Genomic DNA, 25,393 nt, shown 5'->3' with positions numbered 1-25,393 from the left:
GCCATCAGACGAACAGCTTGCCCGGATTGAGCAGCCCCTTGGGGTCGAACACCTGCCGCACGCCGCGCATCAGCGCAATTTCCGCTTCGCTACGGGTGCTGCCCAGATAGGCGCGCTTGACCAGGCCGATGCCGTGCTCGGCCGAAATGCTGCCGCCATGCCGCTGCAGCGTTTCGGCCAGCAACTTGGTGACGTGCTCGCACTGGGCGATGAAATCGCTGTCCGACAGATCGTCCGGACGCAGCACGTTGATATGCAGGTTGCCGTCACCGATGTGTCCAAACCAGACCACGTCGAAGTGCGGATACTCGCGACCCAGCAAGGCCTGGATCTCGCGCAGGAAAGCCGGCAGCGCACTGATCCGCAGCGAGATGTCGTTCTTGTACGGGCGATGCGGCGCCAGGCTCTCGGTGATGCCTTCGCGCAGCCGCCACAACGCGGCCGCCTGCGCATCACTTTGCGCGATCACGCCGTCGCTGATCCAGCCGTGATCCACGCCGACTTCGAACGCAGCTAGCGCGGCGTCCTGTGCTGCTTCGCTGTTGTCGAACTCGGTCACCACGTAATACGGGTGCTCGCCATCGATGGCCCGCTGCGCACCGTGCGCCAACACATGGCGCAGTGCTGCATCGGTGAAGAACTCGAACGCCTGGAGGGTGAGCCGCGAGCGAAACAGCGCGAACACCTCCATCAGCGCTTCCATATTGGGCAGCGCCAGCAACATGACCTGCGATGGCGGCGGCGGATCGGTGAGACGCAAGGTCGCTTCGACCACGACACCCAACGTTCCCTCCGAACCGATCAGCAACTGGCGCAGGTCGTAGCCGCTGGAGTTCTTGATCAGCCCGCGATTGAGCTGCAACAGCTCGCCGTTGCCAGCCACCACGGTGAGTCCGGCAATCCACTCGCGCGTGTTGCCGTAGCGGATCACCCGGATGCCGCCGGCATTGGTGGCGATATTGCCGCCGATGGAGCAGGAGCCGCGGGCGGCAAAGTCCACTGGATAGAGCAGCCCCTGTTCCCTGGCGGCCTCGTGCACGGCATGCAGCGTCATGCCGGCCTGCACGGTGAGCGTGCGGTCCACTGCATCGAAGTCGAGCACGCGATTCATGCGCTCCAGGCTGAGCACCAGCTCGCCGTTCGCCGCCACCGCGCCACCCGACAGACCCGTGCGACCGCCCGAGGGTACGATCGCCACCTGTTGCTCATTGGCCCAGCGCACCACGGCCTGCACCTCGGCCACGTCGCCAGGCAGCGCGATTGCCAGCGGCGCGGGGGTCCAGCGGCGCGTCCAGTCGCGGCCGTAGTGCTCCAGATCGGCCAGATCGGTCAGCAGGCGAAGATTGGGCAGCCGGGCGGCGAGCGCGGCCAGTCGAGCATCAGTCATGCGGTTGTCCCCGGGTGTGCTGCAAGCCTGCCAGCGCAGCTTTGCATCGTCCAGTGTTGCGACGCCGCAAAAGCGCTTCAAGCCGTGGCATAGTGCAGGCGTTCTCCATTGCGCAACGGCCCATGAAGACCTCGTTCCCGAAACAAGACATCAAGGTACTCCTGCTCGAAGGCGTCAGCCGCAGCGCCGTGGAAAGCTTCCAGCGCGCGGGCTACAGCCAGATCGAATACCACGAAAAAGCCCTGCCGGAGGCCGATTTGAAGGCCCGCATCGCTGAGGCCCATATCGTCGGCATCCGCTCGCGCACGCACCTGACCGATGAGGTGCTTCAGCAGGCTAAACGGCTAATTGCGGTGGGCTGCTTCTGCATCGGCACCAACCAGGTGGACCTCGGCAGCGCCCGCCGGCTCGGCGTGCCGGTGTTCAACGCGCCCTACTCCAATACGCGCAGCGTGGCGGAATTGGTTATCGCTGAAACCATCATGCTGTTGCGCGGCGTCCCGCAGAAGAACGCGCTATGCCATCGCGGCGGCTGGACCAAATCCGCCGCGGGCAGCTTCGAGGCGCGCGACAAGGTGCTCGGCATCGTCGGCTATGGCCATATCGGCACCCAGGTCGGCGTGCTGGCCGAAAGCCTGGGCATGCGCGTGATCTTCCACGACATCGAATCCAAGCTCTCGCTGGGCAACGCCCGCGCCGCCAACAGCCTGGACGACCTGCTGGAACGCGCCGACGTGGTGACCCTGCACGTGCCGGAGACTCCTGCCACCCAGCTGATGATCGGCACCCGCGAACTGGCCCGCATGCGCAAGGGCTCGCTGCTGATCAACGCCTCGCGCGGCACCGTGGTGGATATCGAAGCGCTGGCCGCCTCGCTGCGCTCGGAGCATCTGGCCGGCGCCGCGGTGGACGTCTTCCCGGTCGAACCCAAGGGCAACGACGATGCCTTCGTATCGCCCCTGGTCGGCATGGACAACGTGATCCTCACCCCGCATATCGGCGGCAGCACGCTGGAGGCACAGGACAATATCGGCATCGAAGTGGCCGCCAAACTGGTGCGCTACAGCGACAACGGCTCCACCCTCTCGGCGGTCAACTTCCCCGAAGTTTCGCTGCCCGAACATCCGCGCAGCCGCCGCCTGCTGCACATCCATCGCAACGTGCCGGGCGTGCTCTCGCGCATCAACGAGCTGTTCTCCGCCGGCAACATCAACATCGATGCGCAGTTCCTGCAGACGGATAGCGAAGTGGGTTACGTGGTGATCGACGTGGCGGCCGATGAGAAGCAGTCGGGCGAGCTGCGCGATCGGCTCTCGGCCATTCCGGGAACGCTGCGCAGTCGCGTGCTTTATTGAGAAACGACCATTGTGCGGTGCAGATTCAGTAGTGGAATCTGCACTGCGCGATCTGGATCATCCGTAGGGTTGTCCTGGCGTGCTTCACGCCAGGAGCAGGAAGGTCCAGCAGCCGATAGACCAGCCGGTGTTCCAGGGTGATGCGCCGCGACCACCAACCGGACCAGTTCTCCCTTAGAGGTTCTGGCTTGCCCAGGCCCGTAAAGGGAGTCTTGCGAATATCCCTGATCAAACCATTGATGGCGGCTACCTTGGTGGCATCGCTTGCCTGCCAATGTAGGTAGTCTTCCCAGCCTCGCTTCGACCACCACAGATCATCCCTGTTCCTGTCTTGGTCCATGGCGTTTTACGCCTTCTTCTTGGGCTTCGAGGCTGACTTCGCCGGCGCGGCCTTGGAAGGGTTCTTGGGTTTGCCCGGCGTGGCGGCCTTGACCCGGCTGGCCTTCGAGTCACCCGCCTTGACCTTGGTCTCTACACCGGTATGCCGGCGGATCAACAAAGGGGCCGCATGGCTGGGCTCGTCCATGACCTTGCCGGCCTGGTGCTTGCGCGGGGCCATGCCAGCCAGATCGTCAGGGGTAACCACGCGGGCGGCAGCCGGCAGCCGGGCGTCGGCCTCTTCCATCGCCTCGTTAAGGCGCGCTGCATTCGCCCTGGAGCTGACGAGGTACAGCATCTCTTGAATGGAGTTGTAGTCACTAGCCGAAAGCATCACGAGATCCTCGGCATCGCGGCGCGTGATGAGCGTAGCGGTATGGTCCTCCGCTACCTGATCGGCCACTGCCTTCAGATTGTTCCTTGCCTCCGTGAAGTTCACGGTCCTCATGGGGGCTCTCCCGACATGTACGTCATATTGCACATGTTCAGTGTAGGGCCTGTCCATCAGGCCAACAAGCAAAGGGACGTCTGGTCTTTCCTGCGAAAGAGATAGGGCTTTGCTGCAGCGAAGCCAGCTTCGAGTAGCTTTCGCGGCTCGCTGGCGACCGCTGCAGAGTTTCGAAGTCCCGCTTTCGCAGCATCAACAAACAAAAAAACGGCGCCCAAGGGCACCGTTTTCTTATCTATTGCCGAATTGGTCGGGACGGCGGGATTCGAACCCACGACCCTCTGCCCCCCAGGCAGATGCGCTACCAGGCTGCGCTACGCCCCGATGATCGGCAAGACGACAAGTCTACCAGCTAAGCCGGTAGTACCGGAAGTCGTGATGAAAATTCAGCGACGCAGCAGTGCGAGGACCTCTTCCAGCTCCATGCGCACCTGGCGCACGATCTGGTGGGAAATGCTCGACTCCATGCGCGCCTGCGGGCCTTCCAACCGGGCGCGGGCGCCGGTGATGGTGAAGCCCTCGTCATACAGCAGGCCACGGATCTGACGGATCATCAGCACGTCGTGACGCTGGTAATAGCGGCGGTTGCCGCGACGCTTGACCGGATTGAGTGCGGGAAATTCCTGTTCCCAATACCGCAACACGTGCGGCTTGACGCCACACAGTTCGCTTACCTCACCGATCGTGAAGTAGCGCTTCGCCGGAATGGCGGGCAGCTCGGTGTTATTCCCTTGGTCCAGCATAGCCCTCGACTCGCACCTTGAGTTTCTGACCCGGTCGGAACGTCACCACGCGGCGGGCGGAAATCGGAATCTCTTCGCCCGTCTTGGGATTGCGTCCCGGTCGCTGGTTCTTCTGGCGGAGGTCAAAGTTGCCGAACCCCGACAGCTTCACCTGCTCGCCCTTTTCCAACGCCTCGCGGACCACCTCGAAATAGGCGTCCACGAATTCTTTTGCCTCACGCTTGTTGAGGCCCACCTCGAGAAAGAGGCGCTCGGCCATCTCTGCTTTGGTCAGCGCCATCTTATCCTCGCAACTTCGCCTTGCATGCCATCTCCAACGCACCGACTGCTTCACGAATGTTACGGTCGGCGTCGTCGTCAGTAAGGGTGCGTGAAGCGTCCTGTAAAATCAAGCCCATAGCGAGACTCTTTCGGCCTAGTTCGACCCCCTTGCCGCTATAGCGATCGAACAGGCGCAGCTCCTTGAGCTGGCTGCCCAGGGTCGAGCGGACCACCTGCTCAATCTGTGACCAGCTCACCTCTTCGGGCACGTCCACCGCAATGTCGCGGCGTACGGACGGGAAGCGCGGGACGGCCACGGCCTTGGGCAGGCGGCGGGCCAGGACCGGTTCCAGCTCCAGTTCGAGCACATGGACATCGGCGCCGAGGTCCAGGGCTTTAGCCAGTTGCGGATGCAGGGCACCCAGGTAACCGACGGTCTGCCCGTCGCGCGTCACGCGGGCGCCGCGACCGGGATGCAGCCAGCCGGGCAAGCCGTCGGCATGGAAGGCCCAGCGACCGGGCTCGCCGCCCCAGGCGATCAGGGCATCGAGGTCGCCCTTGAGGTCGTGGAAGTCGAGCGTGCGCGAGGCTTCGCCCCACTGCTCGGCATGCGCGATGCCGCTGGCGACGATGGACAGGGTCGGCGTCTCGGTCGGTGCGTCCTTGCGGGCGGCGGCTTCGGCGCTGATGCGGAAAGTACGGCCCAGTTCGAACAGGCGCACGCGCTCCTGCTGGCGGGCGCGGTTGTGCGAGAGCGCCACGATCAGCCCCGGCAGCAGGGACGGACGCATGATGGCCAGCTCCGCCGATAGCGGGTTGGCCAGCGGCACCAGCTGTTCGGTCATGCCCCAGCGCTGCAGCACGTCGTTGCCGATGAAGGCCAGGTTCACCGCTTCGTAGTAACCGCGGGCGGCCAGCTGCTCGCGCACGGCCAGCTCGTTGAGGCGCGCTTCCGGTTCGGCGGCCAGGGTCAGCGCGCCGGCCGGCGTATGGGTCGGGATATTGTCGTAGCCATGGATGCGCGCGACCTCTTCGATTAGGTCTTCTTCGCGCTCGATATCGAAACGGCTGCTGGGTGCGGTGACCTGCCAGCCATCGTCCTGCGGCACCACCTTCATGCCCAGCGCGGTGAAGATGCGAGCCACTTCAGTATCGGCCACGTCGATACCCAGCACGCGCTTGAGGCGCGCACGGCGCAGCACCACGGTGGCCGGCGTCGGCAGGTCGGCAAGGTTTTCGGCAACGAGCACGGGGCCAGCCTTGCCGCCCGCGATGGCGAGCAGCAATTCCGTGGCGCGTTCCAGCGCGCGCTGCGGCAGGGCGGGGTCAACTCCGCGCTCGAACCGATGCGAGGCGTCCGTGTGCATGCCCAGCTTGCGCGCGCGGCCCATGATGGCGGCCGGCGCGAAGTGGGCGGATTCCAGGAACACGTTGTGCGTGTCGTCGGTGACGCGCGAATCGAAACCGCCCATCACGCCAGCCACGGCGAGGCCGCTGGTCGCATCGGCGATCAGCACGAAACCCTGATCGAGCTTGGCCTCGGAACCGTCGAGCAGCTTGAGCGTTTCTCCATCGCGCGCGTGACGCACCACGATGTCGCCATGCAGCGTGTCGTTGTCGAAGGCATGCAGCGGCTGACCAAGTTCGAGCATCACGTAGTTGGTGACGTCGACCACGGCGCTGATCGGACGCAGGCCCGCGCGACGCAGACGCTCCGCCAGCCACAGCGGCGTGCGCGCCTTCGCATCGATGCCTTCGATGATGCGGCCCAGATAGCGGGGCGCATCGGCGCCCGCTTCGAGGCGGATGCCGCGACTTGCTTCGCTGGTCACGGGTGCAGCTGCTTGTTCGCCCGTCTTCACGCGACTGCCGAACAACGCCGCCACGTCGTGTGCAAGACCGTAAAGGCCAAGGCAATCCGGACGGTTCGGGGTGAGTTTCAGTTCGAAGCTCGCATCGGGCAGGCCAAGATAGGCAGCCAGCGGCTTGCCCACGGGCGCATCGGCCGGCAACTCGAGCAGGCCGGACGCATCGGCGTCGATGCCCAGCTCCTTGGCCGAGCACAGCATGCCGAACGATTCCACACCACGCAGCTTGGCCGCCTTGATGTTGATGCCACCGGGCAAAGTCGCACCGACCATCGCCAGCGGCACCTTGATGCCGACGCGCGCATTCGGCGCGCCGCAGACGATCTGCAGCGGCTCGCCCTGCCCCGCATCCACCTTGCACACTTGCAGGCGATCGGCTTCAGGATGTTTTTCGGCGCCGACGATCTCGGCCACGACCACGCCATCCAGGCCTTCGCCCAGCGGCGTGAGTTCTTCCACTTCCAGACCGGCCATGGTCAGTGCGTGGGACAGCGTCGCGCGGTCTGCCTGGATCTCGACCAGTTCGCGCAACCAGTTCTCGGAGAATTTCATGCGTATCGGTTCCTGCTGCGTTTACGCGAACTGCTTGAGGAAGCGCAGATCGTTCTCGAAGAACGCGCGCAGATCGGAGACGCCATAGCGCAGCATCGCAAAGCGCTCCACGCCCAAGCCGAAGGCAAAGCCGGTGTAACGCTCCGGATCAATGCCGCAGTTCTTCAGCACGTTCGGATGCACCATGCCGCAGCCCAGCACTTCCAGCCAGCGCGTGCTGCCGTCTTCCGCATCCCAACGGATGTCCACTTCGGCCGAGGGCTCGGTGAAGGGGAAATAGCTGGGGCGGAAACGCATCTCGAAATCGCGCTCGAAAAAGGCGCGGATGAATTCGGCCAGCGTGCCCTTCAGATCCGCAAAGCTCGAGGTCTCGTCGACCAGCAGGCCTTCGATCTGATGGAACATCGGCGAATGCGTCTGGTCCGAATCGCTGCGATAGACCTTGCCCGGCGCAATGATGCGGATCGGCGGCTGGCGTCCCTGCATCGAACGCACCTGCACCGGCGAGGTATGCGTGCGCAGCAGGCGGCCATCGCCGAAATAGAAGGTGTCGTGCATGGCGCGCGCCGGATGATGCGGCGGGAAATTCAGCGCCTCGAAGTTGTGCCAGTCGTCCTCGATCTCCGGACCATCGGCGCGCTGGTAACCCAGGCGCGAGAAGATCGCGCTGATGCGCTCAAGCGCGCGCGTGATCGGGTGAATACCGCCACGCTCGCCGTTGCGACCTGGCAACGTGATGTCGATGGTTTCGGAAGCGAGGCGGTGATCGAGTTCCGCCTGCTCAAGCACCTGCTTGCGCGCGGCCAGCGCGTCGGCAAGACGATCCTTGATGCGGTTGACCTCGGCGCCACGCGCCTTGCGCTCGTCGGGCGACAGCGCGCCCAGTGCTTTCAATGCAGCGGTGACAATGCCGCTCTTGCCCAGCAGGCTCACGCGCAGCGCGTCGAGTGCTTCGAGCGTGTCGGCGTTGCCAATATCGGCCAGCGCCTGCACGGCGCGGCTATCCAGATCGTCCATCGATGCGATTCCGGGTTGAAAGTCAGAAACGAAAACGGGGAGGAGGCTTCTGGCCTCCTCCCCGCGAACGTCACGCGCATCCCTTGAAGAGTGCGGCCATGGATGGCCGCTTCTTGATCTTAGCGATCAAGGATGAGCGCACAAATTACGCCGCCAGACTGGCCTTCGCTTTCTCTGCGATCGCGCCAAACGCCTTGATGTCGTGCACGGCGATATCAGCCAGCACCTTGCGGTCGACGGTGATGCCGGCCTTGGCCAGACCGTTGATCAGGCGGCTGTAGGACAGACCGAACTGACGAGCGGCGGCATTGATACGAACGATCCACAGCGCGCGGAACTGACGCTTGCGCTGCTTACGGCCGATATAGGCGTACTGACCAGCCTTGATGACGGCCTGGTTGGCAACGCGGAAGACTTTGCGACGGGCGTTGTAGTAGCCCTTCGCGCGGCCAATGATCTTCTTGTGACGACGACGGGCGGTAACGCCACGCTTTACACGAGCCATGGTTTATCTCCTCGCCTTACAAGTACGGCAACATGCGTGCTACACCCTTGGTGTCGCAAGCTTTGACGTGGTTGGTGGCACGGAGACCGCGCTTACGCTTGGTCGACTTCTTGGTCAGGATGTGCGACTTGAAGGCGTGACCGGCCTTGAACTTGCCCGATGCGGTCTTGCGAAAACGCTTCGCAGCCGCCCGGTTGGTCTTGATCTTGGGCATGGGAATGCTCCTTGATGGGGTTCGCCGTTTTGAGGTGCGGCCCCGGTTTCTGACTGATCTGGCGGCGACCCCGAGGGCCACTCTTTCCGTCCTGCCACGATCGGTTCACGACCCGTCCTGGTGGGTCGAACCGGCGATTATACGGAGGGATGGGGGGATTTGCCAGCCTTGAAGCTTGCCGCAGTCCGACTCCCTCTCCCCTCCGGGGAGAGGGTTGGGGTGAGGGGCCGGCCTAGCCTCAATACATGGCAACCCTCACCGTCATTCCGGCGCAGGCCGGAATCCAGAGCCTCACGCTCCAGCCATACGATGACTACCGGGGCTTGACGCCACTGGATTCCGGCCTACGTCGGAATGACGGATAGGCCAGGTTCCCGCGAGCACCCGCCCCTCACCCTGCCCGCTCCCCGGCGGGGAGAGGGAAAAGCCGGCTTCGGTTCGGAGCTTCGCTTCGGCGGCCCCAGAAGAAAAAAGCGGCCCTCAGGCCGCTCTTTCGATTACTGCTTCTTCTTCGGGCCGATCATCATGACCATCTGACGACCTTCCAGGCGGGGGAAGGACTCCACCACGCCGTTCTCGCCCACGTCTTCCTGGATCTTCTTGGCCAGGTTCTGGCCCAGGTCCTGGTGAGACATTTCGCGGCCACGGAAGCGGATGGTGACCTTGACCTTGTCGCCTTCCTCGAGGAAGCGAAGCATGTTGCGCAGCTTGATCTGGTAGTCGCCCACGTCCGTGACCGGACGGAACTTCACTTCCTTGATCTCGACCTGCTTCTGCTTCTTCTTGGCCGCCTGAGCCTTCTTCTGGGCTTCGAACTTGAACTTGCCGTAGTCCATGATGCGGCAGACCGGCGGATCGCCGTTCGGCTGGATCTCGACCAGGTCCATGCCCGCTTCTTGTGCCAAGGCCAGTGCCTCGTCACGGGTCAGGATGCCTAGCTGTTCCGAATCTGCGCCGATCACGCGTACGCGCGGGACGCGGATCTCAAGGTTACGGCGGTTGCCCTTTGTGTCGGTGGTAGCGATACCACAATCCTCCAGAAGAGTTCTTAAAAGTGCCGGCCCGCGCGCTTAGCGACGGGTCTCGGCTTCCAGGCGTTCGATCAATGCGACCAGCGGCATGCTGCCTAGGTCCTCGCCCGAACGCGTACGCACGGATACTGCCCCCGATTCCTTCTCGCGATCTCCGACCACCAGCAGGTAAGGGACTTTCTGCATCGTATGTTCGCGGATTTTATAGCCGACCTTCTCATTGCGCAAATCGGCGTGTACGCGGAAACCTTTATCGACAAGGGTTTGCGTCACTTCGCGGACATAGTCGGCCTGGGCGTCCGTAATACTGAACACGGCGGCCTGCACCGGCGCCAGCCAGGTCGGCAGCAGACCGGCATGATGCTCGATCAGGATGCCGATGAAACGCTCCATCGAACCCACTATGGCACGATGCAGCATCACCGGGTGACGACGTTGTGAATTCTCGTCCACATACTCGGCGCCCAGGCGCTCGGGCATCATGAAGTCCACCTGCATGGTGCCCACCTGCCAGGCGCGGCCGATGGAATCCTTCATGTGGTACTCGATTTTCGGACCGTAGAAAGCGCCCTCGCCCGGCAGCTCTTCCCACTGCACGCCGGCCGCGCCCAAGGCAGCACGCAACGCTTCCTCGGCGCGATCCCACACCTCGTCGCTGCCGATGCGCTTGTCGGGACGCAGCGCGATCTTCAGTGCGATGTCCTCGAAGCCGAAGTCACCGTAGACCTTCATGGCCTGCTGATGGAACGCCGTCACCTCGGACTCGATCTGCGCTTCCGTGCAGAACACGTGGCCGTCGTCCTGCGTGAAGGCGCGCACGCGCATGATGCCGTGCAGCGCGCCCGAGGGCTCATTGCGATGGCAGGCGCCGAACTCGCCGTAGCGCACCGGCAGGTCGCGGTAGCTGTGCAGGGACGTGTTGAAGATCTGCACATGGCCCGGGCAGTTCATCGGCTTGAGGGCGTACGTGTGCTTCTCCGACTCGGTGAAGAACATGTTTTCCTGGTAGTTGTCCCAGTGGCCGGACTTCTTCCACAGCGACACGTCCAGCACCTGCGGGCAGCGCACTTCCTGGTAGCCGCTCTGGCGATACACGCGGCGCATGTATTGCTCCACCTGCTGCCAGATGGCCCAGCCCTTGGGGTGCCAGAACACCATGCCCGGGCCCTCTTCCTGCTGATGGAAGAGATCCAGCGCCTTGCCGATCTTGCGATGGTCGCGCTTTTCGGCTTCTTCCAGCTGGTGCAGGTAGGCCTTCAGATCCTTGTCGTTGAGCCACGCCGTGCCGTAGATGCGCGTCAGCATCGCGTTGTTCGAATCGCCACGCCAGTAAGCGCCGGCGACCTTCATCAGCTTGAACGCGCGCAGCTTGCCCGTGTTCGGCACATGCGGGCCGCGGCAGAGATCGGTGAAATCGCCCTGCGAATACAGCGACAATTCCTCGTTGGCCGGGATGCTCTGGATGATCTCGGCCTTGTATTCCTCGCCCATGCCACGGAAGAAGCTCACTGCCTCATCGCGCGACTTCACGCTGCGCGTCACCGGCAGCGCTTCCTTGACGATCTTCTCCATCTCCGCCTCGATCTTGACCAGATCGTCGGGCGTGAACGGGCGCTCATAGGCAAAGTCGTAATAGAAGCCGTTGTCGATCACCGGACCGATGGTGACCTGCGCACCCGGATACAGGCGCTGCACGGCCTGCGCCAGCAGGTGCGCCGTGGAGTGACGCAGGATGTCCAGCGCCTCCGGGCTTTTCTCGGTGACGATCTCGAGGCTGGCGTTGTGGTCGATCGGGAAACTGGCATCCACCAGCTTGCCGTCCACCTTGCCCGCCAGGGTGGCCTTGGCCAGACCGGCGCCGATCGAGGCTGCCACGTCCTGCACCGTCACCGGATGATCAAACGGCCGCTTGCTGCCGTCGGGTAGCGTGATTTCAATCATGTTCGCACCTAAAAAAAAGACGCCCAGAAGAACGTGCTCAATTTAAAGAACCCACCCTCGATAGCCGATTCCACCGGCCACCAACAAAGCGTGCTCTTAGTTGAAAAGTCCGGCCATGGATGGCTGGTTTTGCTCTTGCCTGCCTGGATGGCAGGCAAAAATAAAGAGCGCCACGCGCCCTTCTTGTCGAACAAGGCGTGGCTTGAGTCAGCGCTGGAGGGTCGTAGTTGCCATGTCACACGCTAGACCGACGCTTGAGGCGTGGGCCACCTTGTCTCCGGACGGGTACAGTCAGAACGCTAGTTTAGCCTATCCGTCGATGTCAAATCTGCTATTGCCGACGCTGTCTCAATATCGGCAGCGATAGAATGCCCGCCTCCTCGAACACCGGGCTATTCGCATGCGCATTCTCGTCACCGGCACCGCCGGCTTCATCGGCTCGGCCTTGGCCGAGCGCTTGCTGGCGCGTGGCGACGAGGTGTATGGCATCGACAACCACAACGACTACTACGACCCGACGCTCAAGGAAGCCAGGCTCGCCCGCTTCGCCGACCACCACAACTACACGCATCTGCGTGCCGATCTGGCTGATGCAGCGGCCGTGAATAGCGCCTTTGGCGAGTTCCGCCCGCAACGCGTGGTCAACCTCGCCGCCCAGGCCGGCGTGCGCTATTCACTGAAAAACCCGCAAGCCTACGTGCAGAGCAACCTGGTGGGTTTCGTCAACATCCTGGAGGCCTGCCGCCACGGCAAGGTCGAGCATCTGGTGTATGCGTCGTCAAGCTCGGTCTACGGGGCCAACCGCAAGCTGCCCTTCGCCATCGAGGACGCCGTGGACCACCCGGTGAGCCTGTACGCGGCGAGCAAGAAAGCCAACGAGTTGATGGCGCATACGTATAGCCATCTGTACGACTTGCCGACCACCGGCCTGCGGTTTTTCACGGTGTACGGCCCGTGGGGCCGGCCGGATATGTCGCCCATGCTGTTTGCCGATCGCATCAGCCGCGGCGAGCCCATCGATGTCTACAACTACGGCAACCATAGCCGCGACTTCACCTATGTCGACGACATCGTGGAAGGCGTGATCCGCACGCTCGATCACGTCGCCCTGCCTGATGCGGCCTATGACGCGCTAGCTCCGAGTCCGGGCACGTCCAGCGCGCCGTATCGCGTCTACAACATCGGCAACGATCAGCCGGTGCAGTTGCTGCACTTCATCGAGCTGATGGAGCGCGATCTCGGGCGCACGGTCGAGAAGCGCCTGCTACCAATGCAGCCGGGCGATGTGGCCGATACCTGGGCCGATGTTTCCGCGCTGCGACGTGACGTGGGTTATGCGCCGAATACCTCGATCGAAGAGGGTGTGAAGCGGTTTGTGGCCTGGTATCGGGAATATTTCCAGCAGGAGCAATGAGCGATGTTCGTTGTGGGAGCGCACCCTGTGCGCGACTGGCGTTCGGTCAGACCGCGGCGCCTGTCGCGCACAAGGTGCGCTCCCACAGAAACCCGCGGACGCTCGATCAGAACGGCTTGGCAATCACCAGGAAAACGATGCCCAGCAAGACCAGCACGGGCAGCTCGTTCATGATCCGCAGCATCTTCGACGACGGAAGCGCCACGCCTTGCTCGCTGCGCTTGAGCAGCCGCCCCGACCAGATGAAATAGGCCAGCATCAGCGCGACCAGGGTCAGCTTGGCGTCGATCCAGTGCAGCGAGGCCACGACGTTGGGCAGTGTCTGCGGAAACAGCCGCCAGCCCTCCCACAGGGCCAGCCCGAACAGGAAGGCGATGCCGAACATGTGGTGCCCGAAACGGTAGAGCCGCCGCCCCATTAGCAGCAGGCGCGCCTTCACGACCGGCTCGTCTCCGGACTCGGCGATATTCACAAGGATGCGCGGCAGGTAGAACACCGTTGCCATCCAGGCAATGACGAACACGACATGGAAGCTCTTGATCCAAAGGTACGTCATCGACCGGCTCCTTCAGCGCAAAAAGAAACGGCGCGACCCAAAGGCCACGCCGTTTCATCGGTATTGGTGGGCGGTACAAGGATCGAACTTGTGACCCCTACCATGTCAAGGTAGTGCTCTACCGCTGAGCTAACCGCCCGGTTCTCGCCCGGCATGCCGTGCGAGCCGCGCAGTTTACACATTTCGTGAGGCCGGGACAACTATCCGGCCTCAACGAGCCACCCGTTCCTGCAACTGGTGGATCTGGTCGCGCAGCCGGGCCGCCTCCTCGAATTCCAGGTTTTCGGCGTGCTTGTACATCTGCGCCTCGAGCTTCTTGATCATCGCCGAGGCCTGGTCCCCGCTCAGAGCGGCGTACTGGGCGCCTTGCTCTGCCACAGCGGCGCTCTGGCGGTCGCTGCGGCGGCCGCGACCACGTGACGCAGTCTCGCTGCGGGCCCCTTCCATGATGTCCGCGATGCGGCGCACCACCGACTGCGGCGTGATGCCGTGGGCCTCGTTATAGGCCTGCTGCTTCTCGCGACGGCGGGCGGTCTCGTCCATGGCCGCCTGCATCGAGCGGGTGATGTTGTCAGCGTAAAGAATCGCCTTGCCGCGCAGGTTGCGTGCCGCGCGACCAATGGTCTGGATGAGCGAACCGGTCGAACGCAGGAAGCCTTCCTTGTCGGCGTCGAGAATCGCCACCAGCGAGACCTCGGGCATGTCCAGGCCCTCGCGCAACAGGTTGATGCCTACCAGCACATCGAACTCGCCCAGGCGCAGATCGCGGATGATTTCCACGCGCTCCACCGTTTCGATATCCGAATGCAGATAACGCACTTTGACGTTGTGCTCATTCAAATATTCGGTGAGGTTTTCGGCCATGCGCTTGGTCAGCGTGGTGACCAGCACACGGTCGCCCATCGCCACGCGCTTGTGCACCTCGCCCAGCAGATCGTCGACCTGGGTGCGCACCGGGCGCACTTCCACTTCCGGATCGATCAGGCCGGTCGGACGCACCACCAGTTCCACCACGGCATCGCCGGACTTCTGCAATTCATAGTCGCGCGGCGTGGCCGATACATAGATCGAACGCGGCGCGCGCGCCTCCCACTCCTCGAAACGCAGCGGACGATTATCCATTGCCGAGGGCAGACGGAAACCGAATTCGACCAGTGTCTCCTTGCGCGAGCGGTCACCCTTGTACATGGCGCCGAGCTGGGGAATGGTGACGTGCGATTCGTCGACCACCAGCAACGCATCGGCCGGCAGATAGTCGAACAAGGTCGGCGGCGGTTCGCCGGGGCCGCGGCGCGTGAGATGGCGCGAGTAGTTCTCGATGCCTTGGCAGTAGCCGACTTCGGCCATCATTTCGATGTCGAAACGCGTGCGCTGGTCCAGGCGCTGCGCCTCGACCAGTTTGTTGTCCTTGTACAACTGCTCCAGCCGCTCCTTGAGCTCGACCTTGATGGTCTCGATCGCGTTCAGCACGCTCTCGCGCGTACTCGCATAGTGCGTACGCGGATACACGGTATAGCGCGGCACTTTGCGGATGGTGTCGCCGGTGAGCGGATCGAACAGCGACATGTTTTCCACTTCGCCGTCGAACAGCTCGATGCGCAGCGCTTCGGTTTCCGATTCGGCGGGAAACACATCGATGATTTCGCCACGCACGCGATACGTGCCGCGACGCAGCTCCATCTCATTGCGCGTGTACTGCAGTTCCGTCAGCTGGCGAATCAAGGCGCGTTGATCGATGCGCTCACCCTTGGCCAGGATCAGCCGCAGCGAGAGATAGTCTTCCGGGTCGCCCAGGCCGTAGATCGCCGATACGGTGGCGACGATGATCGAATCCTTGCGCGACAGCAGCGCCTTGGTGGCCGCCAGTCGCATCTGCTCGATGTGGTCGTTGATCGAAGCGTCTTTCTCGATGAAGGTATCCGACGCCACCACGTAGGCTTCGGGCTGGTAGTAGTCGTAGTAGCTGACGAAGTATTCCACCGCGTTGTGCGGAAAGAATTCCTTGAACTCGCCGTACAGCTGCGCCGCCAGGGTCTTGTTCGGCGCCATCACGATGGTCGGCCGCTGCACCTGCTGGATCACGTTGGCAATCGTGTAGGTCTTGCCTGAGCCGGTAACGCCCAGCAGCGTCTGCGCCGCCAGGCCGGCCTCGAAGCCTTCGGAAAGTTTGCGGATGGCCTCGGGCTGGTCGCCGGAGGGCTGGTAGGGCGAGACGAGTTCGAAGCGGTCAGTCATGGCTCTCTACATGCGGTCGCGACGGGGCATTTTAAATTGCCCTGCTGACAGGGCCTGTCATCAGGCTACGACAGGGGTCCTTGGCGGCCGATGACTGGAGCGCCCGTCGGCTCTGGTTAGGCTGATCGTTTCCGAGACGCAGGAGGCGGCCCATGGACAGGAGTCGGCAAGGCTACCAGCCACGGAGCAGTGCGGGGTTTACGCTGCTTGAAAGTATCGTTGTGATGGTCGTGGTCGCCCTGATGGTGGCGGTCGCCGTTCCCGCGCTGGGGCGGATGCTGGGGCGATACCAGCTCAACACGGCCCAGCTCGACCTGGTCGCCTCGCTCCAGCATGCGCGCAGCCTGGCAGTGAGCAGCGGGCGTCCGAAGCTGCTCTGCCCCTCCTCGGATGGACGGCAATGCGCCGGCGACACGCATTGRGAACGCGGCTGGGCCGTCGGCAATTATCGCAGCGGCAACGCCGATCAGCTGGACAGCTCGCCCAAGCTGGCAAGCGGCGGCTACAAGCGCACGACCATGCACATCATGTCGGACCGCAAGAGCATCCGCTTCCAACCCACGGGCAGCGCCGGTGGCAGCCCCGCGACGTTCACGCTATGCCGCAAGGGGCATGCAGAAGATGCGCTGGCCCTCACGGTCTCCAACGTCGGGCGCGTGGCCGGCGCTACTGCAAAGGCGGACGCCGCCAAGATTTGTGCGGCCAGCAACTAGAGGCACGCCTTGGCGGAGTCGCGATAGGCGCGCATGGCCAAAACCGCTAGGCGCTCGTACAGCGCCACCTCGGCGCCCTGCACCTTGCTGTGGATCACCAGCAGCTCTTCCACGCTCGTGGTGTTGTTGGCCACCACCACCTGCAAGGTCGTCGGCGTTTCGACGATGTGCGCCGTGGGCGAAAGCGCCTGCCAACGCGATTGCACGCAGGCCGCATAGGTCGAATCGAGTTTGCTGGTGCTGGCCTGGAAGGTGGGTTTGTTGTGGCTGATATCGCCAGTGCTCGCGCAGCCTGCCAGGCCGATAGCGCCGAAGGTCAGCAACCAACTGCGCATCAGGCTCTCCCCTTCAAATGATGACGACGTGCACCGGGTTCGCGAACCGACTAAACCAAGGTCAATACTTAAACCAGCGACGACATGCGCCGCGCTCAAGCCCTGCCGATCTTCATCGTCAGCAGGTGTACCCGATGTGGACGCTCGCAAGCGCTCGGCAATCAGGAAGCCTTGAGACAGCCCTGAGCCGGGCATAAAAAAACCCCGCCAATCGGCAGGGTTTTCTTGAATATGGCGCCCGAAGTTGGACTCGAACCAACGACCCCCTGATTAACAGTCAAGTGCTCTAACCGGCTGAGCTATTCGGGCGGGGTGAGCTGGATAGTTTGAATATCCAGCCCTGGTCTGTCAAGCCATGCGGCTCTCAAAAACCCTCAGGCGGCGCGGGCACCGGTGAGCACCCGGTAGCAGGGCACATAGGCCGTGCCGCCCGGGAGTTTCATGCGGTCCTGGGCCACGAAGGCCTTCAGCAGCTCGTCCAGCGAGGCCATGATGTCGGCATCGCCATCGATGTCGAACGGGCCGTACTTTTCGATGGCGCGCAGACCCTCTTCCTTCACGTTGCCGGCGACGATGCCGGAGAACGCGCGACGCAGGTCGGCGGCCAGTTCATGGCGCGGGCGATCGCGATGGATGGCCAGCGAGCGCATGGCCTCATGGGTGGGGCGGAACGGCAGCTGGAACGCGTACGGGATGTTGAGCGACCAGTTGAAGAAGAACGCGTCCTTGGTGTCCAGGCGATGGTTGCGCACCTTGTCGATGCCGCGGACCATGGCACGCGCCACGGCGGCCGGGTCGTCCACGATGATCTGGTAGTGCTGGGTCACGCTCTCGCCCAGGGTCAGGCGCAGGAAGTGGTCGATCTGCTCGAAGTACGCGGCCGACTGCTTGGGACCGGTGAGGATCAGCGGGAACGGCACGCCGGCGTTGTCCGGATGCAGCAGGATGCCGAGCAGGTAGAGGATTTCTTCGGCCGTGCCCACGCCGCCCGGGAACACGATGATGCCGTGCCCCATGCGCACGAATGCTTCGAGACGCTTCTCGATGTCCGGCATGATCACCAGGTGATTGACGATCGGGTTCGGCGATTCGGCCGCGATGATGCCCGGCTCGGTGATGCCGATATAGCGGTTGCTGCGGCGACGCTGCTTGGCGTGCGCAATCGTGGCGCCCTTCATCGGGCCCTTCATGGCACCCGGGCCGCAACCCGTGCAGATGTCCATGCCGCGCAGTCCGAGCTGGTAGCCCACCTGTTTGGTGTACTCGTACTCATCGCGCGAAATCGAATGGCCGCCCCAGCACACCACCAGGTTCGGATCGATCTGCGGCTTGAGAATGCGTGCGTTGCGCAGGATTTCGAACACCACATGGGTCAGGCCCACGCTGTCGTCCAGATCGAAGTTGCCCTGCTCCATCTGCGTAGAGACATAGACGATGTCGCGCATCACGGCGACCAGCAGCTCGTTGATGCCGCGAATGATCTGGCCATCCACGAACGCCTGCGCCGGCGCGTGCGTGAGCTCGATCTTGATGCCGCGATCCTGCTGCAGCACCTGGATGTCGAAATCGGGGAACTGCTCGAGGATGGAGCGCGGATCGTCGCTCATGTTGCCCGAGGTGAGCACGGCCAGCGCGCAGCGGCGCAGCAAGGCGTGCAGGCCCGAACCGCTGGCGTCGCGCAGGCGCGCCACTTCGTTGCGGGACAGGATATCCAGGCCACCGGCGGGCGAAATGCGCGCGCTCACGGTGGCGGGTCGGCCGGACTTTCCGGCTTGAATCTCGTTCATTGAACCATTCTCCTCGCCGCGCCCTCGCGGCTCGTACGTCCGTGCAAAACGCGGCGGACCGCGTAGCTTCCCGCGCCGGGCATGGCAGGGTCAAGCCGTAGGCGTTGCGTCCATTAATAAAAAAGCCGGCGCCCGAGGGCGCCGGCCAGGTTCAAACATCGCAAACAACTGCGCTTAGAAGGCGTATTTCACCGTCAGCAGCACCGACCAGCGCTGGGCGAGGTCGTCGTTGTTGTTGATATAGGTCGGGATCGGCAGCGGCTGGTAGCCACCACCCTGGTTGTAGGTGGTGCACGAGGCCTTGCCACCGCAATCGATGTTGTAGATGTACTTGCCCGTCTTCGGGTCGACACCGGCGTAATCGGCCAAGGCACGGCCACCCGGGAACGCCACGCGCTTCTCGATACCCCAATGCTTGTTCAGCAGGTTCGTGAAGTTGTAGACGTCGAAACGGATGATGCCCTTGTTGCCCTTGAAGATGCCCGGGATTTCCTGGCTGAAACTCAGGTCGATCTGGTTGAGCCAGCCGGCGCGGTCGCCATTGCGCTTGGCCACTTCACCCTGGTGATCCTTCAGGTAATCGTTCTTCTGGATGTTCGCCCAGAACTGATCGATCAGCGTCTGGTTGGTACCCGGACGGAACTCGACTTCACCCGGACGCGGGATGTAGACCAGGTCGTTGGTGTAGCCGTCGCCGTTGGCGTCATTGCCGAACGTCCAGCTGTACGGGGACGCGGAGTGACCGTCATAGAAGATGCTCGCGCTGGTGGCGTAGTCGCCCCAGAAGCGATGCTGCCAGTTGAGCGAGGCGATCACGCGACGCGGCACCGAGTAGTTCGAGGTGCTGGCCACGTTTTCGTTCGAGTTGTAGACGTAGTTGTTGCTGTAGTTCGAGTTGGCGACCGAGGACGTGCCCGGGTTCACTTCGGTCGAACGGCTCCAAGTGAAGCCGATCATGCCCGACCACTCTTCCGAGAACGGCTTCTTCAGCGACAACGCGATGCTGTCGGCGCTGCCCTTGCCGGTGTTGGCGAGGTTGATCATCTGACCGGAGAACGCCGGGTTGGCATTCTTGCGCGGACCCGGCTTGGTCGTAGCAGGATCGGTCAGCGCGGCGTAGTAGGTGCTGCGGCCGTCCGGCAGCATGCCGGTCGGGGCGCCCAGGTTCACGTTCTGGAACCAGATCGCATCGCGCTGGTCGATGTGCTCCCAGTCAGCCGTGGCGATCAGGCCGTACCAGGGCAGCTCGCGGTCGACGCCGAGGCTGAACTTCCACGCGGTCGGGATGTTCCAGTCCTTGGAGATGGTGTTGACCGTCATCTGGCCAGCACCGACCGGGCCGTTGTTCTGGTTATGCGGATCGGCGCTGAACGGCGGCAAGTTGACGTTGCACGGCGGCGACTGCGTCGGACCGCAGTTGAACTGCGTCTGGGTCACGCCGGAGTTGGAGAAGATGTTGCCCAGCCACACGGCCGGCTGGTTGGTCACGAACAGGCCCGCGCCACCACGCAGCTGCGTCATGCGCTCGGTGTTGAACGCATAGTTGAACGACATGCGCGGCTGCACCACGCGATGGCCGTTGATGGTGTACTGGTTGGTCTGGCCGAAGCCGCCAGCCGCCGCACCCGTCTTCGGGTTGATCGTCGCCGGAGCTGCGTAGGCAGCGTTGTACAACGGCTTGTCGTCCATCAGCGGCACGTCGACGCGCACGCCGTACTGCAGCGACAGGTTGTTGGTCACCTGCCAGGTGTCCTGCAGGAAGATGCCCCACTGCGTGAGGTTGTAGTTCGCGGCGACGTCGCCCAGGCCCAGGGTGCCGGCCGGACGGTTGTAGCGATACTGGTAGTACAGGCCCTTGGCGAAGTTATCCAGACCCGTGGTGCCCTTGGGGCCCGGGACTTCTTCGAAGATGTAGCTGCCGTAGTAGTTCTGCAGGAACAAGTTGTAGTACTTGCCCTTTTCGTAATCGAAGCCACCCTTCACGGTGTGGTCGCCGAGATACAAAGTGCCGGCCCAGGCTGCGTCGAGCGTCTTCACCTTCAGCACGTTTGCCTGGCTGGAGTACTCGGTGCCGAACTCGATCGCCGGACCACCAAACGCCACCGGATAAACCGTGACGTCCGGCATCGCCACGCCGTTGTACGGGCCGCGGTTCTGGTCGAAGTTGGCGTACGACAAGGTGGTGTCGGTCGAGAAGATTTCCGACCAGTCGTCGTAGAAGTGCAGCGCGTAGCTCTTGTTGTCGACGTTGGTGTTGTACCAGCCGCTGGACAGCACGAGCTTGGTGGTGCTGCCGGTGATGATCGGCTTCTCTTCCTTGGTCTCGCTATAGGTGAAGCTCGCGCGATGGTTGTCGGCGATGTTCCAGTCGATCTTGGCGAGGTAACGCTTGTCCTGCAGGTTGGAGTTGCCGCCGCCCACCGAACCGATGTCGGTCAGGCCGTACTTGGCGGCGATGTCGCGCACCTGCTGCACCTGCTGGTTGGTCAGGCCCTTGATCGGCGTCGCGGCGCCGGAATCCTGCGGACCGTAGGGGCTGCCCGAACCGACCTGCTCGCTCTTTTCATACGAGGCAAAGAAGAACAGCTTGTCCTTGATGATCGGACCGCCAACGGTGCCACCGGCCGTCCACTGGCGATTGAAGCCGGCGTACGGCTTGTCCAGCTCGTTGTCACCGATCATGTCGGTGTTCTGGAACGCGTAGTAGACCGAGCCGTGGAAGTCGTTGGTACCGCTCTTGGTCACGGCGTTGACGTTGGCGCCGATGCCGCGACGGGTGGCCACGTCGTAGTTGGCCGTCGAGATGTTGTATTCCTCGATGGTGTCCTGCGAGATCGGCGTGCCCAGCGTCGGCAGGCCGTTCGCGTTCAGGCCGAACGGATCGTTCGCGCTGACCGAGTCGACGGTGATGTTGTTGTAGCGGCTGTTCTGGCCGACGGCCGAGATTTCGCCACGGGCGCGGTCGGTGATCACCACGCGGGGATCAAGACGGACCACGTTCTGGATCGAGCGACCCGGGGTCGGCGTGGCATCGAGCTCACGACGCGACACGTTGGTCGACAGGCCCTTGTTGTCCGGGGTGAAGGTCTGCGACAGCGTGTTGGCCGAGACGGTCACGCCGCTGAGGTTCTGCGCGTTCGCCGTATCAGCGGTAACGCCCATGGTCAGGTTGACCGCGGTGTCCTGGGCCAGCTGCAGGTACACGTTGTCCTGCTCACTCTGGGTGCCGTCCTTGGACACCTTCACGTCGAACGGGCCGCCCACGCGCAGGCCCTGAGCCGAGTAACGGCCGGCCGCGTCTGTGGTGGTGGTCTTGGTGGTGCCCGAGGGCTCATGCACGATCTGCACGGTGGCGCCGGCGATCGGCTGGCCGCTGCCGTCAACGATGCGGCCGCTGATGGAAGACGAGGTGTCCTGGGCCAGCACCGGAGCCGTGGCGAGCAAGCCCGCAATCGCCAATGGCAGCAATTTCGTACGCAACGAATGGTTCATCGAGATTCAACCCCTTAAGAAAGTCGCAAAAAAGGCATGGGACCAGACCGAAGGAGTCCCATGCCCCCTCGCCACCGTCTTAAGTGACTGATTCCCCAAATTATTTTGATTCGTCCGGGACCGCCCCGCAGGGGCCGTCGACCGCAACTCATCACGACGAATGTAACCGCATTATATTACAATTTCGTAACTTTTTGACGAAATACTCACACTTCTTGCGGGCTTTTCTTACGCTTGGCGTAAGTTATTGATGCTTGAACATTTCCTCGGGCACAAAAAAAACCGGCGCCTCGCGGCGCCGGTTTCGGGGTACTGCTTAAGCCGTTCGACTTAGAAGAACGAGATGCCGAAGGTGACCATGTAGGTGCGGTCTTCCAGCAGCGAGTAGTACGGCGCCGAGGTGAACAGCGTACCGCCCGTGTTGACGTCCTTGATCGTGTTGCCCGGATTGCTGGCCAGGAACGCGCCGATGTTGTTGGCGTTGGTCAGCGCACGCTTGTTGGTCAGGTTGAACACGTTGAGCTTGATGTACGGATTGCGCAGCCAGGTGGCGAAGTCCGAGAACTTCCAGCCGGCGTTCAAGTTGAACACGGTGTAGCCGCCCACCTGTTCGGTGTTGGACCAGTCACCCCAGATCGGACCGCGGTACTTGGCGTCCAGGGTGGCCCAGAACGGACCGTGGTCGTAGCCCAGGCGCACATAGCCCGAGTTCTTCGGCGTGTTGAGGAAGGTCTTGCCTTCGGTCGGGTAGGTGCCGTCGCCGAAGGTGTTGACGTTACCGTCGAGGATCGCCTTCTGGTACGAGTAGTTGCCGTACAGGGTCCAGTCTTCGGCGAACTTGTAGCTGCCTTCGGCGGTGATGCCGCGCATGTGCATCTTCGGCAGGTTCAGGTACACCGTCTGGCCGGAGTTGACGTCGTAGCCCGAGATCTGCTTGTTGACCAGGTGCGACTCGTACGCATCGACGTTGGCCGAGAAGTGATCGGCATAGAAGCGCCAGCCCAGGTCGACCGTGGTGGCCTCTTCCGGCTTGGCCTGATAGGTACCGGCCGCAGCGTTGGCGAGGTTCTTCGGGTTGTCCGCCACGGCAACGTTCTGCAGCAGCGAGCCATTGATCGGTGCACGGTAGGTGCGGCCGGCGCCGATGTAGAACTGGTTCTGGTCGTCGAGCTGGTACTTCACGCCAGCAGTCGGGCTGACCTTGTGATAGGTCGCTTCAGCCGTGCCGCCGAACTGGTTGGTCTTGGCAGTGGGAGTGCTGTAGCTGCCCCAGTTCTCGTAGTCGTAACCGGCACGGTCTTCCCACAGGTACGCCGCGCCGACCGTGATGGTCCACTTGTCGTTCGGCGTCCAGGTGTTGGTGGCGAAGAACTTCTTGATTTCGGAGTTGGTGTACTCACGGTACAGGCGCTGGATCACGCCGTTGGAGTAGCGGATGTAGTTGGAGTCGCCCCAGAAATCGGACGGCTCGCCGCCGACGGCGGGGTTGAAGACTTCCTGCTGCTGCTGGCGGGCACGCTCGTACCAGAAGCCGTATTCCAGGCTGTCGTCCATACCGAAGTCCTGGTTCAACTTGGCGATGACACCGGGACGGTAGGTGAAGGTCTGGCTGACGTCGTAAGCCACCGCGCTGCCGGCGATCTTGCCGTCGCCGTTGAGGTCCTGGTCGGCCACGCCGATCACGTTCTGCGGCACGGTCGATTCGGTGAACTTGTAGCCGCCGCCGCCGCCGCCGTTGCCGTACCAGAAGTACGGCACCACCGACAGGCGCAGGCTGTCAGCCAGCTTGAACTCGCCATCGAGGCTGGCCAGCCAGCTGGTGAACGGGTTGGTGTGGAGCTTCCAGTAGTAGGTATCGGTCGGGCTGTAGGGCTCGTCGTAGCTCTGGAAATAACCGCCCGTACGCACCTGGGCCTTGGTCAGGCTGTCATAGCTGTAGTTGCGCTCGCGGTTGTACTGCACCGAACCGGAGATGTAGTTGTTGTCGTCGATCGTCCACAGCGCCTTGCCGTCGACCTTGGTGACGTTCAAGTCGCCCGGGCCGCGCCAGAAATCGGAGGTGTTGTTCGAGTACGACAGCCACGCGCGCACCGGACCGAGGTCACCGGTATTGAAGCGCAGGAAGGTGCGGCGATAGTCGTGGTTGCCCAGGCTCTGGGCAAAGTCCAGGCCGGCCGTGTGCGACGGATCGATGGTGACCCAGGAAATGGCGCCACCGGCCGCGCCGGAGATCGGCGTGTCGACGTCCGGGTAACCCTGCAGCACGGTGATGTCACCCATGTTCTCGGTGTCGCCGTACTCGGTCGAGTAGACCTTGTAGTTGCCGCTGTCGTTGATCGGCGCGCCGTTGACGGTGGTGCCGATTTCGTCGCTGGTGAAGCCGCGAATCTGGTAGTTGCCGTTGGCCAGGCCGCTGACGTCGTCGGTCGAGGCATTCACGCCCGGGATCGAGTCGATCATCTGCACGAAGGTGCCGCCCGGCGCCGCCTTGACGATGGCATCGCGCGAGATGGTCGAAACCGCCTTCGGAGCCGTCTGCACCGACATCAGGCCATCACCCAGCGACAGGCTCTGCGCCTGCACCGTCACGGTGTCCAGCTGCTGGGCACGCTTGGTGTCGTTGGAGGTGGTGGTGTTGGACGTGCTCGACGGGCCGTTGCGGGTAGCCGGTTCCTTGGTCTGCGGGTTGGTGGCCTGGCCCGAGGTGTCCTGGGCCGAGGCGACACCGGCTGCCATACAAAATACGACAGCAATGGCCATGGAAAGGTGGTTTCGTTTCATCATCGTCATTCCAGAATTGACAAAGTTTTGGAGTCAGCTGCCGCCCCTTAAGGTCGCCAGCAAACCGAGTAGGAAAGTGGAGCGTCGCCCGGCAGAAAGATCTCGCGATTAATCGAAAGATGCTTCGCAAGTCATTGCGTAAAAACGCAATTTCATGCCATTTAACGTAAATTTAAACGTTTCCTCCGGGCGTAAAAAAGCCCGATCGGTAAAAATCGGGCGAAATTACGAAATTAGTTGAAGCTGTTGGTCCAGGCGACGACTAGCCCCTTGCGCCCGACCAACGACGTAAGCTTTGCATAAGTATTTTACAAGAAATTTACCGAAGGATCACGCGAACGCCAAGGCCCGCGCTTTCTCCCCATCCAACGGTCAATCAG

General features: G+C 62.8%; 20 protein-coding genes and 3 tRNA genes. 3 read left to right on the top strand and 20 right to left on the bottom strand.

Annotated elements, in window-relative coordinates; translation table 11 throughout:
- Positions 1-4: 4 nt before the first annotated feature.
- The gene (locus tag AC1DKY_RS04980; protein WP_441602600.1) at positions 5-1,387 is read right to left on the bottom strand and encodes an FAD-binding oxidoreductase; all 1,383 of its coding nucleotides are present in this window, start codon (positions 1,385-1,387) and stop codon (positions 5-7) included.
- A 122-nt stretch (positions 1,388-1,509) separates the two neighbouring features.
- On the opposite strand from AC1DKY_RS04980, the gene serA reads away from it, so the two are divergent.
- Positions 1,510-2,742 (top strand): phosphoglycerate dehydrogenase, encoded by a 1,233-nt coding sequence (gene serA / locus AC1DKY_RS04975; RefSeq protein WP_441602599.1) that lies wholly within the window; start codon positions 1,510-1,512, stop codon positions 2,740-2,742.
- Positions 2,743-2,767: 25 nt separating this feature from the next.
- Here the strand turns inward: serA and AC1DKY_RS04970 are convergent, their stop codons facing one another.
- From AC1DKY_RS04970 to thrS, 11 genes are all read right to left on the bottom strand, one after another.
- Positions 2,768-3,082, bottom strand: coding sequence for a Txe/YoeB family addiction module toxin (locus tag AC1DKY_RS04970; RefSeq protein WP_441602598.1), 315 nt, complete (start codon positions 3,080-3,082; stop codon positions 2,768-2,770).
- 6 nt (positions 3,083-3,088) lie between these two features.
- Positions 3,089-3,568, bottom strand: a complete 480-nt coding sequence (locus AC1DKY_RS04965; RefSeq protein WP_441602597.1) for a type II toxin-antitoxin system Phd/YefM family antitoxin — start codon at positions 3,566-3,568, stop codon at positions 3,089-3,091.
- A 247-nt stretch (positions 3,569-3,815) separates the two neighbouring features.
- Positions 3,816-3,892 (bottom strand) — tRNA-Pro (locus AC1DKY_RS04960).
- 62 nt (positions 3,893-3,954) lie between these two features.
- A complete protein-coding gene (locus tag AC1DKY_RS04955) occupies positions 3,955-4,311 on the bottom strand; it encodes a MerR family transcriptional regulator (RefSeq protein ID WP_019467383.1) in 357 nt (118 codons plus the stop codon).
- Positions 4,292-4,591 (bottom strand): integration host factor subunit alpha, encoded by a 300-nt coding sequence (gene ihfA / locus AC1DKY_RS04950; RefSeq protein ID WP_019467382.1) that lies wholly within the window; start codon positions 4,589-4,591, stop codon positions 4,292-4,294. The genes AC1DKY_RS04955 and ihfA overlap by 20 nt, the downstream gene beginning before the upstream one ends.
- 1 nt (position 4,592) lies before the next feature.
- Entirely contained in the window at positions 4,593-6,992 is a 2,400-nt protein-coding gene (pheT, locus tag AC1DKY_RS04945) for a phenylalanine--tRNA ligase subunit beta (RefSeq protein ID WP_441602596.1), read from the bottom strand.
- 21 nt (positions 6,993-7,013) lie between these two features.
- Positions 7,014-8,009, bottom strand: coding sequence for a phenylalanine--tRNA ligase subunit alpha (pheS, locus tag AC1DKY_RS04940; protein WP_441602595.1), 996 nt, complete (start codon positions 8,007-8,009; stop codon positions 7,014-7,016).
- Positions 8,010-8,154: 145 nt separating this feature from the next.
- Entirely contained in the window at positions 8,155-8,514 is a 360-nt protein-coding gene (gene rplT, locus AC1DKY_RS04935; RefSeq protein WP_017463630.1) for a 50S ribosomal protein L20, read from the bottom strand.
- A 16-nt stretch (positions 8,515-8,530) separates the two neighbouring features.
- Positions 8,531-8,728 (bottom strand): 50S ribosomal protein L35, encoded by a 198-nt coding sequence (rpmI, locus tag AC1DKY_RS04930; RefSeq protein ID WP_038615747.1) that lies wholly within the window; start codon positions 8,726-8,728, stop codon positions 8,531-8,533.
- A 497-nt stretch (positions 8,729-9,225) separates the two neighbouring features.
- Positions 9,226-9,753, bottom strand: a complete 528-nt coding sequence (infC, locus tag AC1DKY_RS04925; protein WP_338069387.1) for a translation initiation factor IF-3 — start codon at positions 9,751-9,753, stop codon at positions 9,226-9,228.
- Between the two features lie 45 nt (positions 9,754-9,798).
- Complete coding sequence (gene thrS, locus AC1DKY_RS04920) at positions 9,799-11,700, bottom strand: threonine--tRNA ligase (protein WP_441602594.1); 1,902 nt, start codon at positions 11,698-11,700, stop codon at positions 9,799-9,801.
- 400 nt (positions 11,701-12,100) lie between these two features.
- On the opposite strand from thrS, the gene AC1DKY_RS04915 reads away from it, so the two are divergent.
- Positions 12,101-13,114, top strand: coding sequence for an NAD-dependent epimerase (locus tag AC1DKY_RS04915; RefSeq protein WP_441602593.1), 1,014 nt, complete (start codon positions 12,101-12,103; stop codon positions 13,112-13,114).
- 106 nt (positions 13,115-13,220) lie between these two features.
- On the opposite strand, the gene AC1DKY_RS04910 is transcribed toward AC1DKY_RS04915, so the two are convergent.
- The 3 genes from AC1DKY_RS04910 to uvrB all read right to left on the bottom strand — a co-directional run bounded on the left by AC1DKY_RS04910 (position 13,221) and on the right by uvrB (position 15,905).
- A complete protein-coding gene (locus tag AC1DKY_RS04910) occupies positions 13,221-13,670 on the bottom strand; it encodes a CopD family protein (protein WP_441602592.1) in 450 nt (149 codons plus the stop codon).
- A gap of 64 nt (positions 13,671-13,734) precedes the next feature.
- Positions 13,735-13,809 (bottom strand) — tRNA-Val (locus AC1DKY_RS04905).
- Between the two features lie 71 nt (positions 13,810-13,880).
- The gene (gene uvrB, locus AC1DKY_RS04900; protein WP_441602591.1) at positions 13,881-15,905 is read right to left on the bottom strand and encodes an excinuclease ABC subunit UvrB; all 2,025 of its coding nucleotides are present in this window, start codon (positions 15,903-15,905) and stop codon (positions 13,881-13,883) included.
- Positions 15,906-16,057: 152 nt separating this feature from the next.
- Between uvrB and AC1DKY_RS04895 the strand changes: the two genes are divergently transcribed.
- Positions 16,058-16,618, top strand: a complete 561-nt coding sequence (locus AC1DKY_RS04895; RefSeq protein ID WP_477179884.1) for a GspH/FimT family pseudopilin — start codon at positions 16,058-16,060, stop codon at positions 16,616-16,618.
- Here the strand turns inward: AC1DKY_RS04895 and AC1DKY_RS04890 are convergent.
- From AC1DKY_RS04890 to AC1DKY_RS04870, 5 genes are all read right to left on the bottom strand, one after another.
- Positions 16,615-16,953: a hypothetical protein gene (locus tag AC1DKY_RS04890; protein ID WP_441602589.1), complete on the bottom strand. Its 339-nt coding sequence runs from the start codon at positions 16,951-16,953 to the stop codon at positions 16,615-16,617. The genes AC1DKY_RS04895 and AC1DKY_RS04890 overlap by 4 nt on opposite strands.
- A 232-nt stretch (positions 16,954-17,185) precedes the next feature.
- Positions 17,186-17,262 (bottom strand) — tRNA-Asn (locus AC1DKY_RS04885).
- 65 nt (positions 17,263-17,327) lie between these two features.
- The gene (ppnN, locus tag AC1DKY_RS04880; protein ID WP_441602588.1) at positions 17,328-18,740 is read right to left on the bottom strand and encodes a nucleotide 5'-monophosphate nucleosidase PpnN; all 1,413 of its coding nucleotides are present in this window, start codon (positions 18,738-18,740) and stop codon (positions 17,328-17,330) included.
- A gap of 174 nt (positions 18,741-18,914) precedes the next feature.
- Positions 18,915-22,232: a TonB-dependent receptor gene (locus AC1DKY_RS04875; protein ID WP_441602587.1), complete on the bottom strand. Its 3,318-nt coding sequence runs from the start codon at positions 22,230-22,232 to the stop codon at positions 18,915-18,917.
- Between the two features lie 330 nt (positions 22,233-22,562).
- A complete protein-coding gene (locus tag AC1DKY_RS04870) occupies positions 22,563-24,968 on the bottom strand; it encodes a TonB-dependent receptor (protein WP_441602586.1) in 2,406 nt (801 codons plus the stop codon).
- Positions 24,969-25,393 lie beyond the last annotated feature (425 nt).

The organism is Dyella sp. 01N448, from assembly GCF_056399225.1.
This window is presented reverse-complemented; position numbering and strand designations above follow the sequence as displayed.